This is a genomic window from Mesobacillus sp. LC4 (assembly GCF_053543455.1).
This window is the reverse complement of record NZ_JBGCUB010000001.1, coordinates 396,176-412,520: the sequence shown is the minus strand read 5'-3', so window position 1 is coordinate 412,520 and position 16,345 is coordinate 396,176. Positions and strand designations below refer to the sequence as shown.

The 16,345-nt window shown below is 44.1% G+C and carries 17 protein-coding genes; 6 read left to right on the top strand and 11 right to left on the bottom strand.

From position 1 onward, the window contains the following. Nucleotides 1-3 precede the first annotated feature (3 nt). On the bottom strand, nucleotides 4-1,263 hold the full coding sequence (locus AB5I83_RS02040) for a Y-family DNA polymerase (protein WP_448972457.1): 1,260 nt from the start codon (nucleotides 1,261-1,263) through the stop codon (nucleotides 4-6). A gap of 226 nt (nucleotides 1,264-1,489) precedes the next feature. On the opposite strand from AB5I83_RS02040, the gene AB5I83_RS02035 reads away from it, so the two are divergent. Next, the gene (locus tag AB5I83_RS02035; RefSeq protein WP_448972456.1) at nucleotides 1,490-1,681 is read left to right on the top strand and encodes a YqzH family protein; all 192 of its coding nucleotides are present in this window, start codon (nucleotides 1,490-1,492) and stop codon (nucleotides 1,679-1,681) included. A 50-nt stretch (nucleotides 1,682-1,731) separates the two neighbouring features. Here the strand turns inward: AB5I83_RS02035 and AB5I83_RS02030 are convergent, their stop codons facing one another. The 4 genes from AB5I83_RS02030 to AB5I83_RS02015 all read right to left on the bottom strand — a co-directional run bounded on the left by AB5I83_RS02030 (nucleotide 1,732) and on the right by AB5I83_RS02015 (nucleotide 5,498). Beyond that, entirely contained in the window at nucleotides 1,732-3,081 is a 1,350-nt protein-coding gene (locus AB5I83_RS02030; RefSeq protein ID WP_448972454.1) for a DUF4179 domain-containing protein, read from the bottom strand. After that, the gene (locus tag AB5I83_RS02025) at nucleotides 3,074-3,595 is read right to left on the bottom strand and encodes a sigma-70 family RNA polymerase sigma factor (RefSeq protein WP_448972452.1); all 522 of its coding nucleotides are present in this window, start codon (nucleotides 3,593-3,595) and stop codon (nucleotides 3,074-3,076) included. Before AB5I83_RS02025 ends, AB5I83_RS02030 begins: the two co-directional genes overlap by 8 nt. 134 nt (nucleotides 3,596-3,729) lie before the next feature. Further along, nucleotides 3,730-4,521: an SDR family NAD(P)-dependent oxidoreductase gene (locus tag AB5I83_RS02020; RefSeq protein ID WP_448972450.1), complete on the bottom strand. Its 792-nt coding sequence runs from the start codon at nucleotides 4,519-4,521 to the stop codon at nucleotides 3,730-3,732. Between the two features lie 11 nt (nucleotides 4,522-4,532). Further along, nucleotides 4,533-5,498: an MBL fold metallo-hydrolase gene (locus tag AB5I83_RS02015; protein WP_448972448.1), complete on the bottom strand. Its 966-nt coding sequence runs from the start codon at nucleotides 5,496-5,498 to the stop codon at nucleotides 4,533-4,535. A 535-nt stretch (nucleotides 5,499-6,033) separates the two neighbouring features. Between AB5I83_RS02015 and proC the strand changes: the two genes are divergently transcribed. From proC to namA, 3 genes are all read left to right on the top strand, one after another. Beyond that, on the top strand, nucleotides 6,034-6,879 hold the full coding sequence (gene proC, locus AB5I83_RS02010; RefSeq protein WP_448972446.1) for a pyrroline-5-carboxylate reductase: 846 nt from the start codon (nucleotides 6,034-6,036) through the stop codon (nucleotides 6,877-6,879). Nucleotides 6,880-6,936: 57 nt separating this feature from the next. After that, entirely contained in the window at nucleotides 6,937-8,085 is a 1,149-nt protein-coding gene (locus tag AB5I83_RS02005) for a glycosyltransferase (RefSeq protein WP_448972444.1), read from the top strand. A gap of 80 nt (nucleotides 8,086-8,165) precedes the next feature. Then, nucleotides 8,166-9,188, top strand: coding sequence for an NADPH dehydrogenase NamA (gene namA / locus AB5I83_RS02000; RefSeq protein ID WP_448972442.1), 1,023 nt, complete (start codon nucleotides 8,166-8,168; stop codon nucleotides 9,186-9,188). A 227-nt stretch (nucleotides 9,189-9,415) separates the two neighbouring features. Here the strand turns inward: namA and AB5I83_RS01995 are convergent, their stop codons facing one another. The 4 genes from AB5I83_RS01995 to rnz form a co-directional block, all read right to left on the bottom strand. Further along, nucleotides 9,416-10,036, bottom strand: coding sequence for a class I SAM-dependent methyltransferase (locus tag AB5I83_RS01995; protein ID WP_448972440.1), 621 nt, complete (start codon nucleotides 10,034-10,036; stop codon nucleotides 9,416-9,418). Between the two features lie 206 nt (nucleotides 10,037-10,242). Next, nucleotides 10,243-10,527, bottom strand: coding sequence for a hypothetical protein (locus AB5I83_RS01990; RefSeq protein ID WP_448972438.1), 285 nt, complete (start codon nucleotides 10,525-10,527; stop codon nucleotides 10,243-10,245). 360 nt (nucleotides 10,528-10,887) lie between these two features. Further along, nucleotides 10,888-11,436, bottom strand: coding sequence for a histidine phosphatase family protein (locus AB5I83_RS01985; protein ID WP_448972436.1), 549 nt, complete (start codon nucleotides 11,434-11,436; stop codon nucleotides 10,888-10,890). 17 nt (nucleotides 11,437-11,453) lie between these two features. Further along, on the bottom strand, nucleotides 11,454-12,383 hold the full coding sequence (gene rnz / locus AB5I83_RS01980; RefSeq protein ID WP_448972434.1) for a ribonuclease Z: 930 nt from the start codon (nucleotides 12,381-12,383) through the stop codon (nucleotides 11,454-11,456). 257 nt (nucleotides 12,384-12,640) lie between these two features. On the opposite strand from rnz, the gene zwf reads away from it, so the two are divergent. Then, the gene (zwf, locus tag AB5I83_RS01975; RefSeq protein ID WP_448972432.1) at nucleotides 12,641-14,146 is read left to right on the top strand and encodes a glucose-6-phosphate dehydrogenase; all 1,506 of its coding nucleotides are present in this window, start codon (nucleotides 12,641-12,643) and stop codon (nucleotides 14,144-14,146) included. Between the two features lie 148 nt (nucleotides 14,147-14,294). Here zwf and AB5I83_RS01970 read toward each other — a convergent pair whose 3' ends face one another. Continuing rightward, on the bottom strand, nucleotides 14,295-14,501 hold the full coding sequence (locus tag AB5I83_RS01970) for a zinc ribbon domain-containing protein (RefSeq protein ID WP_167831468.1): 207 nt from the start codon (nucleotides 14,499-14,501) through the stop codon (nucleotides 14,295-14,297). Nucleotides 14,502-14,689: 188 nt separating this feature from the next. Between AB5I83_RS01970 and AB5I83_RS01965 the strand changes: the two genes are divergently transcribed. Next, a complete protein-coding gene (locus tag AB5I83_RS01965; RefSeq protein WP_448972430.1) occupies nucleotides 14,690-15,424 on the top strand; it encodes a YwaF family protein in 735 nt (244 codons plus the stop codon). 72 nt (nucleotides 15,425-15,496) lie between these two features. Here AB5I83_RS01965 and AB5I83_RS01960 read toward each other — a convergent pair whose 3' ends face one another. After that, nucleotides 15,497-16,243: an alpha/beta hydrolase gene (locus AB5I83_RS01960; protein WP_448972428.1), complete on the bottom strand. Its 747-nt coding sequence runs from the start codon at nucleotides 16,241-16,243 to the stop codon at nucleotides 15,497-15,499. Nucleotides 16,244-16,345: the final 102 nt, after the last annotated feature.

Sequence of the window (16,345 nt, the reverse complement as noted above, 5' to 3'; positions counted from 1 at the left end):
TTATCAACCCTTATGCCCGCCAACGAGTGCGGCGCGATGCCTTGCTGTTCCGGCTGCCGTATAGGATACTGCCCTTAGGAGCGCTGTCGAGCCGTAACGGCTGCGGATCCGGTCCATTGCGTAGCCAAGTTCTTTCTTTTTCCAGCCGTTTTTTTCAAAAAGATTCAATTGGAATTCGCTGTCAGTGACGAGATTCCCGAGTGCGATGGAAATACTCCGTACCGTTTTTCCTGCATAATTCTCGGCAAAAAGCTCAAGGCAGACACGATATAAATCCATCGTGATATTTGTCGGCTCATCAATTGTCCTTGAACGATGGAAGCCTCCGCCAAATTCATCCTGGCTATAGCCAACTCCGAAGCTGATGGTCCGGCCTGCTTTCCCATGGCTCCTTGCCCTGCGAGCGACCTCCTCGCACATTTCGAGGATGACATGCTTGATTTCCTTTTCTTCCTTATAGTCGCGAAGCAGGATCTGGCTTTTTCCGAAGCTGACCTGCCCTTCCATGATTGGCGCGCCGATATCCGAAAAATCGATTCCCCATGCATGCCAGTACAGCTGGTTGCCCATGATGCCGAACTTTTTCTCCAACTTCTCAAGATCATAGCGGGCCAGCTGGCCGACTGTAAAAATCCCCATGCTGTTCAAAGTTTTCTCGACGCGGCGGCCGATTCCCCACATTTCCCTAAGAGGTGAGACGTTCCACAGCTTTGTCTGGACATCGTCATAGGTCCATTCAGCAATGCCCTTCTTCTTTGCATCAAGGTCGAGACAGAGCTTCGACATCAGCATGTTCGGCCCGATTCCAATTGCACAGGGAAGCTGGAATTCGCGCTCAATATCGTCTTTGATTTTTTTTGCGATTGAAGCCGCGTCTCCCCAAAGCTTCGAAGCTCCGTCTACCTTTATGAAGCTTTCATCGACACTGTAGGTATGGATGGCTTCCTTCGGGACATAGCGATTGAATACGCGGGAGATTTCTGTAGAGATTCGCAGGTAGGTGGACATCTGTGGATCAACGACAACAATCCGCGGATCATCGGGAATTTCAAATTTCCGTGATCCAGTCTTGATGCCAAACTCCTTTTTCAAACGCGGTGAGGCTGCGAGGACGACGCTTCCCGGGCGGTCAAGATTGCCTACGACAGCCAGGTAGCAGTCAAGAGGGTCGAGGCCGAGCATCACGGCGGAACAACTCGCATAGAAGCTCTTCATATCCACACATAAAATTTTGTTTTGCGGCATTTCGCTGTAATCGACCATGCTTTCTCTCCTTTCCGCAGGGCATCTGCCAAAAATAAGAACATCTGTTCTGTTTCATTATACCCATTATATTAAGCGAATATGCGTTCGGTTTCAATGGTAATTTTCCGGGTGACTGACTTAATTAAGGTGTAAATGGTGAGTGATGCCAGGAATGGAGATTTTTACGGAAGGGTGTTTCCAGAGCAAGCTTCCGAGTATAATCAGGTGGAGAGGTGCTGTTTAGATGGATAAAGAACTCATTCGTAAAATGCTCCAGAAATGCTTCGTCCAGTACCGTCATGAAGGTTCACTGCCGTTCAGCGAGGCGGAATTCGATGAGATTCACATAAAGATTGTGGAACAGAAAAAAGAGGAACCTGAGGCAGATTTTCATGACATCATCAATGATGCGGTATATGAATTTTTATCAACGTAAAAAAATTTCCGGAATGGCAAAGGCTGCCCTGCAAACAGGACAGCCTTTGATTATTTTAACTTGATATTTGCTTCGCCTTTGATTGTTGCGGGATAGTCATTCAGCTTTAGGGTAATAGGGCCCGGTGCTGCTCCTTCACCGAAGTAAGGGATTAAAATATCAACCGGCAGTTCATTCGTGCTCCATCTGAAAGACGCAGAGCCGTCACCAATTTCATCTCCATTCGAATCGACTGCCTGTTCAAAAGAAATATTGGTATGTCCTTCCTTTGAATTCCTTTGGAAGGTAAGCATCAACTGATCTTCTTCCCTGCTGACTTTAAGTAATCGGCCATCACTTGGAGCCTTCACGATTTCCAGGTTATCGGGATCAACAATGATCTCAAGCTCCTTTTTATCAAGTGCGCGCACAGAATTGAAGCGAAGGAAAAGCTCCTTTGGTTTTTTAAAATAATTGCTCTGCAGGTAAAACTCTTTCGTGTTCTCCTCCGAATGGCTGATGATGGTTCCATTGTTGGTCGCAGCCCATTCTTCTCCTGTTTCATCCACAAGCCTCAAATCCTCAAAGCCAAAAACATGCTTGGTGTTCTGTTCATCAAAATGGGCCGTAACCCCAATTCTCGTAGGGTAAATGGACACTTTTTCAATAGTGATTTTCTGTCCTTCGAACTCGACTGTCTCGTTTAACTCAAACACTTCTTTTTTATTCTTGAATGCTTCTTTATCAATCGAAAATGGAAGTACCCACGTGTCATCAAGCTTAGCCAGTGGCTGGCCATCTTCTGCTTCTCCTTCAGCAAGCTCAATACTGAGTTTCAAATTTTCCGGAAGGTTGTTTCCATAAAACTCATATGTTGCCTGAAGCAGCTGCTCGTTATTCTGTGAATCATCTATCCATCCGCCAAAAGAAGAGATGGTTTCTTCGATGTTATTTCCATCACTGTCGGTCAATCTCAGGCTCTCAACCGAAATTTTCTTGTGCCCGCCTGAAGAATCAATCTTATAAAACATCACCATCATCTGCTCATCGACAATGACCGAATCTAATGTGACCTTAAGGCCGTCATGTTCATCAGATACACCGATTTTTTGCGCAAAATCATTTTCAACGGCTGCTGTCAGCCCTTTATCATAGCGGACAAGCTCGACAACCTTTTCCATCCCAGGTATCGCGGTGACATACGTAGCAAATGTTTCTGACGTCCTCAGCAACGCGGTAAAAACAAATACCAGGATCGCTGCTGATGCAAATGTCCTAATGACGAAAAGGTTTTTCTTCCGCTTCCTTTTCCCCTTGCTGATTCCGGCTGCGATGGCCCCATCCAGCTGCAATTCCGGAACTTCGATATTCTCAAGTGCGGCCTGAGCCTGTGTCAGCTTTTTTTCTTCGGCATTAAGCATAGCCCAATCCTCCCTTATCTTCGAGCTGCCCGCGAAGTTCCTTCAGCCCTTTATTCAGCCAAGTCTTCACGGTGCCTTCTGGACATTCGAGTATCTCGGCGATTTCCTTGATTTTAAAATCATGAACATATTTTAATTCGATGACCTGCCTTGTTTTGGAATCAAGCTTGCCGATGACTTCCTCGACCTCAAGCCAGCTGGACTGGTGATCGGCGCCCATCAAGCTGATGAGATCATCGCTGATGAGGATTCTCTTCCTCTTTTTTAATTCATCATTGCAGTAATTCAACAGAATCCTGGTCAGCCATGTCGTGAAATACTGCGGTTCCTTCACTTTCCGGATTGAACGGAACGCTCTGTAGGTTACCTCCTGCAGCGCTTCGACCGCATCCTCGCTATTTTTCAGATAGCTGAGGGCAATCCGGTACAGGCGCACTTTATGAAGCTGCATCAATTCGTAAAATGCCGCTTCATCTCCTTTTTTTGCTCTCTGTACGAGTTCTTGAAGCTCCAAAATGTCTCCCCCTGACTTTGTCTCTATCAATTAGACATCGAACCCGGAAAAAAGTTTTAAAAAATTGAAAAAACCGCCAAAAATTTTCCAAGGCGGTCATCAAAGGTATTCTTTTGGAACAGATCATCGACGGCTTATTTCTGATTGAAAACCCTTTTGCCGAAAAGTTCAAATGTGCGTGGAAACAAAGAATAAAAAATGCTTCCTGGACTCATCCAGCGAGGCAGGTTGATTTCACGTGTTCTCGTCATCATGTGATTGACTACTTGTTTCGCCACGTATTCTGGCTGCAGCATAAAACGTTTAACGTTTTTGACGTAGGTTCCTTGTTTATCCGCGACCTCAAAGAAGTTCGTCGCGATTGGGCCAGGATTGACTGAAGTGACATAGATATTGTCATCAGCAACCTCCATCCGCAGACTGTTTGTGTATCCAAGCACGGCATGCTTTGTGGCTGAATAGACACTTGACTTAGGCGTGGCAATCTTGCCAGCCTGGGAAGCAATATTGATGATATGTCCGCTTCTTCTCTGTTTCATTGCAGGCAGCACCATCGAGGTACATGCCATCAAGCCGACGACATTGACATCGAACATCGTTTTGATATCATCAATTTTCGCTTCGTGTGCATAGTCAAAAATGCCAAAGCCTGCATTGTTGACCAGTATATCCACATAGCGGATATCTGAAAGCACTTCTGTGAAGACCCGCTTGATTGCTTCAGGATCTGACACATCCAGCTGCTGGGCATGGACATTGATTGCATACTTCGATTGTAATTCCTTTTTTAAATTCTCCAGTTTATCGATGCTCCGGGCCAAAAGGACGAGATTCGCACCGCGCGCTGCACAAAGTGTGGCAATCTCGGCCCCTATTCCCCCGGAAGCTCCGGTAATGATAATATTTTTCCCTTTTAAGGATGGCATCTTCATTCACCTCATTTTGCTGTATAAACGAAGGAGGTACCTTCTTCCCTGACTGAAATTGCGTCCAGGGATTGTAAATAATCAAGCTGGCCGACTGTTTCCGAAATGGTCAGATTCAGCTCACGCTCATAAACTGTCGGGAAGAGCAGTTTGCAAATCTCAAATACAGTGAGCTCCCTGCCTTCAAGCATTCCCCTTACCTGCCATGCCCGGTCATGCTGGCGGGCCAGCCTTTTTTCAATCAGGCTTTGCAATTCTGTTATCTCCGTTCCATGACCGGTGTATACTAGTCCGATCGGGTACTGCTGCAGTTTTTTCAATGACATATTATATTGGACCAGCGGCTTTGGCCTGTCCGTTTCGCCTGGCAGCGGCGGCTCAAGCAATGGGTTCGGTGAAATCCCCGCAAGGATTGTATCCCCGGCAATCATTGTGCCGTCTTTTTCGCGCAAGAGCACGATATGGCTTTGGGCATGTCCCGGTGTCTCGATCACCCTCCACCCTGGCAGCGCTGGCGGAACGTCATTTTCCGAAATAGTCCCAGTCAACGAGCGATTGCATGAAAATACCAATGTCTTTTTCATGATTTTCATCGATGGCACGAAATATTGTTGTGGTATTGCTGATTGCAAAAAGAATTCCTCATAAAACTCCTGATGTTCTTTCTCAAATTCAGAAGTCCTGTTGATCCACCTTTCATTCAGGTAGTGGCCAAATACGCTGAGATCTGGCGATAAATAATCCAGCATTCCTACATGGTCCGGATGATCATGTGTCAGGATGACCTGTTCAATATCTTCCGGCTTCAGTTTCAAATCCGCAAGCTGGGATTTGAACGACTCCCAGGACTGCTCCGTTTTCGTACCGGCATCCACAAGTGTCAATCTGTCCCCTTTAATTAAATATGCGTTCACATCACCGACCGGAAAAGGCGTCGGCAAAGTCAGTTTGGCAATTCCATCTTTCCATTCAGCCATATGATCCATACACCCCAAAATATTATTTTTCTATAAGATAAACTGATTGACTATAAAGATAATCAATTAACCTACCGGGTCTTGGTATTTTTCCAATATAAAAATAAGTTTACATTTAAAGCAGTCAATTGTCATTATTTTGACTTTATATTTTCTGAAAAAACTAAAAATTAATTAAAATACTACTTGACATAAGGGTTGTCCATCTTGCATAATCACTATTAAAATTTCGTAAACTTTTAAAAGCATTTGAGCAAGACGAGTAGACAGGAATGGTGCCAGAGAGTGGAGTCCGCCGGCTGAAAGGCTCCGCCGCCCTCTTCATGTTGAACCCTACCTTGCGAGCTGCCAGGCAAACCTGGACGTAAGCCGGCGTTAACGGATATTGAGCTGCACTTATTCGGCGCTGGCCGAGGAAGTGAATGAAGGTGGTACCACGGAAGCATGGCCTTTCGTCCTTTTTTGGGATGAAGGGCCTTTTTGTTTTTTCAGTGAAAGTTGTAACAAACGAAGAAATATTATGGAGGCGATCTTGATGAAGAAGCTTGTTTTTGTTGGGGCTGGTTCGATGGCAGAAGCGATGATTTCCGGAATAGGGGCAAGCGGGCTTCTTCCGGGAGAGCAAATGTGGGTCACGAATAGACAGGATACAGACAGATTAAAAACTCTGAAGCAGAAATACGGAATAAAAGCGACATATGACTATGAAATGCTTTTTAAAGACGCTGATGCAGTCGTCCTGGCCATGAAACCCAAAGATGCAGCAGGTGCGATTGAGGAGATTAAATCTTATTTACCCGAGGGGATGCTGATCATTTCGGTACTCGCTGGAGTTTCGATCGATGCCATTGAAAGGGCTGCAGAAAAATCGCTCGCTGTGGTAAGGGCGATGCCAAACACCTCGGCAGCAATTGGCAAATCGGCAACTGCCCTGGCAGTGAACTCCCATGTAAGTGAAGCACAAAGGATGCTGGTGCAGGAGCTTTTTAACACTGTAGGCCTGACGACGATTGTAGAGGAATACCAGCTCGATGCCGTTACAGGGCTATCAGGAAGCGGCCCTGCCTATATTTATTATCTTGTGGAAGCGATGGAAAAAAGCGCGGCTGAAATCGGTCTCGAAAAGCAGACAGCAAAGCAGCTGATTATCCAGACGCTGCTGGGCGCAGCTGAGATGCTGACGCAATCTGACAAAGAGCCAGCCCAGCTTCGCTTTGAGGTCACCAGCCCGGGAGGCACGACGGAAGCAGGCATCACCATTCTCGAGCAGCATGGCGTCCAATCAGCTTTCGTATCCTGCATCAAGGAAGCCACCGCTCAATCAAAAAGGCTTGGCCACCTGCTTGGCGATCAACTGGCAGCTGCAAACCGCCCGCTATAAGAATTGAAAAGTGCCCCCTGTTTCTCTACAATGGAGAAAAACAACAGGGACGTGTACATGGTGATTCTAACCTTACTGTCGTTAACTTTAATCATTTGGATTTTGGCGACAATCGATGCCTTGATTGGTTTCAGGAAATTGGATTCGCTCGAAAAGGCCGAGACTGTCGCGCAGGGACAAAAGCTAAGCGTGATCGTGGCTGCCAGGAATGAAGAAGAACATATTTCACAAAGCGTTCGCACGCAGCTGAACCAAACCTACAAAAATACTGAGTGGCTCCTGGTCAATGACCGGTCCGAGGATGGCACCGGAGAAGTGATGGAAAACCTGAAAAGCTTCGATTCGAGAATCAAAGTAATCCATATCGAGAGTTTGCCAGATGGGTGGCTTGGCAAGAACCACGCACTCTATAAAGGCTATCAGTATGCGACAGGGAATCTAATCTTATTTACAGACGCCGATGTTTTGTATCATCCAGAGGCTTTTTCTAAAGGAGTTGGCTATTTCGAGAAACATGGCCTTGATCATTTGACCGCCGCCCCAAACCTCAGCGCAAAGCCGTTCTGGCTGAAGGCCTTTGTTGCTTTCTTCTTATTCGGCTTTTCTTATTACAAGCGGCCATGGCTCGGCAATAATCCACGTTCGAAAACGGGAGTCGGGATCGGTGCATTTAATATGATTACCCGGTCGGCCTATGAGAAAGTCGGTACACATGAATATATAAAGATGCGGCCTGATGATGATTTGCAGCTGGGAATGATGGTAAAGCGACTAGGCCTCAAGCAGCGAATTGTCACCGCTATGACGCTCATCGAAGTGGAGTGGTATCAGAGCTTAAGGGATGCTTTAGCAGGCCTGGAGAAGAACACCTTCGCCGGCCTTCACTACAGGATCAGCATGGTGCTGTTTTCGGTGTTCGGGGTCTTTGTTTCCCAGGTGGTACCTTTCTTTACTCTTTTTTCAAGCAATCAATCAGTTGCACTCCTCAGTGCCGTTAATCTCGTATTCCTGGCTTTTCTTTATGTGATGGTAACAAAGAAGATGACACGATTTTCACCATGGCTGTTCTTTGTCCTTCCGTTCACTGCCCTGCTGTTCATATTCTCCATCCTGAGAGCCAGCTACCTGACTTTTAAAAGAGGTGGCATCATCTGGCGCGGGACGAAATATACGCTTGCCGAATTAAGAAAAAACACATTGCGTTGAGTACAATTTTTCCTTTCCTGATTGAGCCCTGTTATACTTAAAATATATTTTGTATACCGAAATAAAAGGAGGCTTCTGGATTGGAAAAGAAATTGTTTTCCCCATATAAAATTAAAAATTTAACCTTAAAAAACAGGATTGTCATGGCTCCGATGTGTATGTACTCATGTGAAAAAGAAGACGGAATCGTCACTGACTTTCATATGACACACTATGTAAGCCGCGCCGTCGGCCAGGTTGGCCTGGTCATTCTCGAAGCAACTGCAGTCACTCCTCAGGGCCGGATATCGCATCAGGACCTGGGTATCTGGAGCGATGAACATGTGTCCGGCCTGACAAAATTGACGGAACAAATCAAGCAGAGCGGTGCCGCGGCTGGCATCCAGCTGGCACATGCCGGCCGAAAAGCAGCATTACGTGATGAAATCATCGCCCCTTCTGCCCTAGCCTTTGACGAGAAGTATAAAGAACCGAAGGCGATGACGGTTGAGGAAATCAAGGAAACCATCGAGGCGTTCAGACTGGCTGCCGAGAGATCAAAGCGCGCTGGTTTCGAAGTCATCGAAATTCACGCTGCACATGGTTATTTGATCAACCAGTTCCTCTCCCCGCTTACGAATAAACGAGAAGATGAATACGGCGGCACTGCCGAAAACCGCTTCCGCTTCCTTCAGGAAATACTTGAAGAAGTAAAAACGGTTTGGGATGGGCCACTTCTTGTCCGGGTTTCCGCAAGTGATTATCATGACGAAGGCTTGACTGTCGATGATTATGTAACAATTGGTGCGTCACTAAAGGAACTGGGAGTTGACCTGATTGATGTCAGCTCAGGTGCCGTTGTACCTGCAAGAATTCATGCCTATCCAGGCTACCAGGTTAAATTCGCAGAAAAAATCAAGCATGAAGCCAATGTGGCTACCGGCGCGGTCGGTTTGATCACCACAGGGATCCAGGCTGAAGAAATCCTCCAGAATGAACGCGCCGATCTGATATTCATCGCACGCGAATTACTGCGTGACCCATACTGGCCAAGAACAGCAGCCAAAGAGCTTGGCACAAGCATTGAACCACCTAAACAATATGAGCGAGGATGGATATTTTAATCTATAAAAATTATTTATTCTTAAGAGGCTTTTCCAGAGTATTACTTTGGATAGCCTTTTTTTGCTTAAAACCAGTTTCATGGATTTCTTCCGTGTCACCTTGATGATGGACACTTCCCTGTGTATTTCCTGAGTTTGTCCGTCATGGCCTTAAAGCGAGACAACTTTATACATCCATAGAAAAGAGGCTGTCTTCAAACAGCCTCTTTTCTATGGAATCCTTCATTTTAACAGACTTTTTCCAGTAAAATCCTCCGGTACATATTACCGAACATAACTCCTTCATCTGCAATCAGCTTTACTCTGGCTCTTTCTGTTGAGCTGATGTCATCGAATGACACGCCGATGTCCGTACCGAGCAGCTTAATCACATGTCTGAGTGTTTTTTTGCCAATAGATAGTGCTTTGCCGGGTTCTGCAAATTTATCGAAAACTACCACTAGACCTTCCCTGCGGCAAACTCTGACCATTTCGCGAAACGCCTTTTTGCTGTCGGGCACTACTGATAAAATCAAGCTACCGATCACATAATCGAATGATGCATCGGCAAATTCAAGCTGTTGGGCATCCATTTTTAAAAAGGTGATCGAAGTATCCCTGAATTTATCTTTTGCTTTCTGCAGCATATCCTCAGAGTAATCGATTGCCGTAATCTCCAATTGGTCATATGGTAATCTCTCGATGTCTGCCCCAGTGCCAACCCCTACGAACAGTACTCTGTCTCCCGGACGGAAATGAATCTCTTTAAACAGGCTGTCTCTTGCTTTTGAAAATGGACCAGCATTGAAAAACTGATCATAAATTGGGGCCCAGCCCTTGTAAATTAGCTTATTCCACGAATTGTTCATGTTATCCTCTCCACCCAGAATCATAGTATGAAACAACTATTTATCTTTCACTCTCAAAAGCCTCAGACTATTCAGAGTGACACTTGTTGAAGGTACAGGATGTCTGTCAGGTATCATTCAAATGATCTTTTGATTATATCTTATTCAAATGAGTGTTTGATTGTCAAATAAAATAAAAAAACCAGGAAATCTCCTGGTTTTAAAGGTTAGGCTATTTTCTCACCCTGCCTGTCGGCAACCTTTTTGAAGTAAAATCCCAATTTGACGAGGCCTACTGCGGTCAAGGCGAGAATCATATTGAAAAACACAGCAAATATCGCAAGGTCCATTACTTCAAAAATGTAGGCATACAGAAAACCAACTATTCCGAATAATGATATGGTGATGAGAAAATTTAACCTTGGAAAAAGAAAAGTGATGATCCCGCTGAGCAAAAGGACCAGCGAACCCATGATAAAAAGATGAAGACCGAATAATAGCAAAAACTCCATATCAATTCCCCCAGTTCTCATGTTGTTGGCTTGATGGAAATAGTCCCATCACTTTCCAATTCCCTCTGGGTTCCGATCTTAAACTCTAGGCGCTGTAAAAACTGAAGGTGGCTTTCACCGTATAAGAAAAATAAACGGAGAAAATCCGTTTATAATGGAAAAGCCCCATATTTTCATAAAATAAAGGGCATTTTTCCGTTTACTTAATCAAAATCGTTGGAATTCATCTTATTTATATCAGTTAACCGGAATGTCTCCGCCTAGTTCTGCTTCAAAAGCGGTCTCTCTATACAATAGCCGAAAATTCTCCGCTTATGGATTTCTCATACCTGGCCGAAAAACGACGAGCCAAACAATAACTCAAATTCTATCATCCCAAATTCGATTAAGCATTGTTTCTTCACTAGAAACGACCAGTTCGAAAACATCTGGATTCGTCATTTCCAACAGGCAGTCGTATCCGAAGCTCTCATTGAAGTACCTCATGAGCAATGTGGTCATGTTGCCATGGCTGACCAGTAGAATATGGTCATCATCTGAACATAATAAATCCTCAATCAAGGATTTCGCTCGATTCATCGCTGTTGAATGGGATTCCCCACCTTCGAATACAAGCTCGAAGTCTTCAAAACTTTGTCTTAATTTATCCCGCCAGTCCTCAAAATTGACCGTGCTGAGCACTCTTTCTCCGAGTCTGTCATCTTCTTGAACTCTTATTCCTCTTGAATCAGAAAGTGGCCTGATTGTATCGACCGCTCTTTTAAAAGGACTTGAATAGATGATATCTATTTCTTTTTGCTTGAAAAAGTCAACGAGCGCCAGCGCCTGTTTCCTTCCCTGTTCAGTCAGGGGAGAGTCAACAGGCTGTCCAGCTGCACTTGCATGTCGTACAAGATAGATTGTTTTCAATCATTACACCCCTTCACTCAGTCATGGTCATAAGAGACGGAGATTTCCATAAAATCTTCCGATACTACAGTATTGGCAAACACTGTCCGGGCTTCCGCTTCAAGCTCCTTCCAGTCATTCCGGTCATACCTCGAGCTAATATGAGTCAGGCAAAGCTTTTTCACATTGGCATTCAATGCTGATTCTGCAGCCTGCAGAGTGGTCGAATGAAAGTATTCATAAGCAAGTGTGCCTTCATCTGCTGAAAAGGTTGCTTCGTGGACGAGAAGGTCTGCATTTTGCGCAAGCAATCCAGCATTTTCACATACTCTTGTATCACCCAGAATCGTGACAACTCTGCCTTTTTGCGGCGGGCCGACGAAATCCGCAGGGTTGATGACACTTCCATCATCCAGTATGATTTCTTCACCATTCTTGATTTTCCTGTAGTCCGGACCTGGTTTAACCCCTGCTGCCTGTAGCTTGTCAGCAAGGAGAGTCCCTGGACGGTCTTTTTCTTTTACTCTATACCCATAGGAAGGAATTCCATGCTCCAGCAGTTTTGCTTCCACTATGAACTGTTCATCTTCAAAAATGACGCCTTCTTCCAGCTCGATGATTTCAATTGGATATTTCAAATAGGATTTACTAATTTTCAAAGACACCTCGATATACTCTTTAATCCCGGGAGGTCCATATACGGTAACCCTCGACTCCCCTCCCTGGAAGGAACGGCTGGACAAAAGTCCCGGCAAACCATAAATATGGTCTCCATGGAGGTGGGTGATGAAAATTTTCTCAATCCTGCGAGGCTTAATGCTGGTATGTAAAATTTGATGCTGAGTTGCTTCTCCACAGTCAAATAACCAGACAGCTCCCCGTTCTTCCAGCAATTTCAAGGCGATTGAGGTTACATTCCTCAGCTTGGCAGGAACACCCGCACCTGTTCCAAGAAAAAATACATCCATATTGCTAACACCCTCTCGTACAAACACCTGAAATCCTTACAGGCAGGTTCATTTTTCTTTCAATATATCACAACCCCCTGAATACATCTAAACTAAACGACGGATTTAACCACAATGGGATAGTTCCAGGCAATTGGAAGAAAACTAAATACAGTTCAAACAGTTGCTAATTGTGCTTGAAACAGATAAAATTTTGTATTTGTAAAGTGTTTTTTTCTACATACATTTAAATTCACATAAAAGAGAGGTTCTATATTGTGGCACATACCGAAAAACCAACAGCTTTAATCATGATCTTCGGGGCTACGGGAGACCTGGCAAACCGTAAATTGTTTCCTTCCCTCTATAATTTGTTTAAAAAAGGAAAACTGGACAAATTCGCGGTCGTAGGCGTTGCCCGCCGAGCACTTTCTAACGAGGAATTCCAGCTTAAGGTAAAAGAATCCGTCAAGGAAAATGGGGACACAAAGACAAATGCGGATATCGACGAGTTTGTCTCCAAGTTTTATTACCATTCACATGATGTAACTGACTCTAGTTCTTATCTTGCCCTAGGAAAGCTTTCGGAAGAATTGGACAGCCACTATGGACTTAACGGCAATAGAATTTTTTACCTGGCAATGGCACCAGAATTCTTTGGAACAATTGCTGAGCATTTAAAGAAGGACAAGCTTACCGATGTTTCCGGGTTCAAACGCCTAGTCATTGAAAAGCCGTTCGGACATGACCTTGAGTCAGCCAAAGTGTTGAACAAACAAATCCGAACCGCTTTTACCGAGGATGAAATCTACCGGATCGACCACTACCTTGGAAAAGAAATGGTCCAAAATATCGAAGTTATCCGTTTTGCGAATGCGATGTTCGAACCACTCTGGAATAACCGCTACATTTCAAATATCCAGGTTACATCAAGTGAAACTCTTGGAGTCGAAGAACGCGGAAGATATTACGAGAAAAGCGGTGCACTAAGGGATATGGTCCAGAACCATATGCTGCAAATGGTTTCTTTGCTTGCGATGGAGCCGCCGATCAAGTTGACAACTGATGAAATTCGTTCGGAAAAAGTTAGAGTATTCCGTGCCCTCCGCCCAATAAAAGACGGTGAAGTCAATGAATACTTTGTTCGCGGACAGTATGACAAAGGCGTCATGAATGAAAAAGACGTACCCGCTTACCGCAACGAGGAAATGGTCGATCCTGAATCCAATACAGAAACATACGTAGCAGGAAAGTTGATGATTGATAACTTCCGCTGGGCTGGAGTGCCATTCTATATCCGTACTGGAAAAAGAATGAAGGCCAAGTCAACGAAAATCGTGATTCAATTCAAGGATATCCCAATGGATCTGTACTATCAGCCTGAAAAGACGGTCAACCCAAATTTACTTGTGATCCATATCCAGCCTGAAGAAGGAATCACGCTCCATCTGAATGCCAAGAAATCCGGCCAGGGCACAGATGCGACCCCTGTAAAACTGAATTATGCCAATAAAGGCATTGACGGTCTGAACACACCTGAAGCTTACGAAAAGCTGCTGTTTGATTCATTGCGCGGTGATGCAACTAACTTTACACATTGGGATGAAGTCGCATTATCCTGGAGTTTCGTTGATAATATTTCAGAGGTCTGGGAAAACACGAAGGAAGCGTCATTCCCGAACTACGCATCCGGTTCAATGGGTCCTGACGCAGCAGACAAGCTGCTTGAGAAAGATGGATTCTTCTGGTGGCCAATCACTGAAATCGACGTGGAAAATTGTTAAAAAGGACTCTTTTCGAGGGAACTGCTGAATATAGATTTGTTTTTATAATTGGTTGAGAAAGCAATAAAGTTTAAGTCTATACACCAAAAATCCCGCCCATATTACAGGCGGGATTTTTGGTGTTTCCTTAGCTGAAGTGAGACGATCATCAGCCTCCAAAAAAGAAATCAAGAATATTGGATCCAGCAGATGCATTCTTATTGTAGAACTCCGAGTATCCGCAATTCTTGCAATAGACAACGGTGAACTGGTTGTTTTGGATATCAAACATCTTGGACAAGCCCGTCCCCGTCATTGCCACATCTTTCTGCCCTGCATCCCTGCTTCCACATTTAATACAGCCATTACCTTGCATGAAATTCATCTCCCTGTTTTAAGCTATAGTACTATTACGCATTGAATATATTTTGGTTTCACTTTTTCCTCTTCTGAAATGAATATTCCTTGTTTGCGTCAACAGCAAGTTTATTGGTATGAGCCTACATAAAAATGACCGAAAAAGGATAACTTATGTTTGTTCTATTTCAGACTAGAGGTGTAAGCATGGAGTGGTTTGGTCATAGCAATAAAGCTTTTAACTTTGATATGTTTTCTTTGAGTCATTATGTGACCCTAACGATCTTTTTTTTGGTTTGCTCTCTCATTTTCATTCACCGAAAGAAATTAAGTCTTGAGCGGTGGAGAAAAGCAGAACTGGGTACAGCCCTGTCATTAATATTGATAGAGATCACCAACCACCTTTGGATGTACAAGCATGCTGTCTGGAAATTAGGACGGTCAATGCCTCTGGAATTATGCAATATTGGGCTCTTGCTCGCGATTGGTTTATTACTGACCAGGAAAAAAATACTTTTTGAACTGTTATTTTTCATTGCTTTATTAGGGGCAACACAAGCCATAATAACACCCGCATTAACCTATGATTTTCCTCACTTCCGATTTTTCCACTTTTTCTATGCTCATATGATGATTGTATGGGTGACTCTTTATTTTCTTTGGGCTAAAGGTTATTACCCTACCTTCAGATCGGTCATAAAAGTTGTGCTCTTTATCAATATGTTGCTGCCAGTCATCCTGTTCATTAATACGACAGCTGACGGAAATTACTGGTTTTTACGTCATAAACCGAAAAGCCCAAGTTTCTTGGATTTACTCGGCCCTTATCCATGGTATATTTTTTCTTTGGAAAGTTTATTGGTGATTTTGAGTTTAATCACCTGGCTCTGCATGCGGAGCTGGCTAAAAGGCGAGAAAAGATCCTCTTATTCAGAGTCATGATTGGTTTATCTTCTGTAGAACTGGATCAAAAAAGCTTGCGGATCACTCCGCAAGCAATGATACATTCACCTCTTAACCTAGTGTTTTTTTGATGAATGCGAGCGTATTATCAATGATTTTTTTTTGGTCATTATCGAGAGTAGCCACATGAAAGCTATCTTTCAAGTAAATGATTTCTTTTAATTCAGAGCTGATCTCCTCATGAATCTTTTGTGAATTATCAGGCGGGACAACATGGTCTTCGTCCGAAACAAGGATTAAAGCTGGACAAGAAACCTTGGATAGGTCTTGTTTTACGGCTTTCATAAAAGGCAATATTTCTTTAATGGATTGAACAGGAGTTTTTTCGTAAGCAAGCTCGGTAATTCCCGGTTTCTTGATATCTGAACCAATAGCATCCAGAAATCTTGTTCCTTCCAGCTGGAGGACCGGCTCCATTGCGGGAATGTCAATGGCCGCATTGATCAAGACAATTCCCCTGATTTCAGGATAATTCTCAGCCATGTATAGAGTCAATGTTCCTCCCATTGACAGCCCAGTTACATAAACCTTATCGCATCGTGCTTTTAACCATTTAAATCCTTCTTCTACCGATGCGATCCAATCCTGATAGGTTGTTTGTTCCATGTCCTCATAATGTGTACCGTGACCTTTCAATCGTGGTCCGCAAACAGTATATCCTGCAGCAGCAAATGCCTCTCCCAGCGGCCGCATACTCTGTGTGGATCCGGTAAAACCATGCGAAACCAATATGCCTACAGAATTCCCTTCAAAATAAAACGGTTCTGCCCCCTGTAAAACTGGATAATCTTCTGCCATACTGAATCCCTCCAATCATAATACCATCCAATAAAGGTTTCGACTGGCCCTTTTAAAAACCCTCCCTGCAGCTGAATTAACTTTTTTATAATATAAAAAACA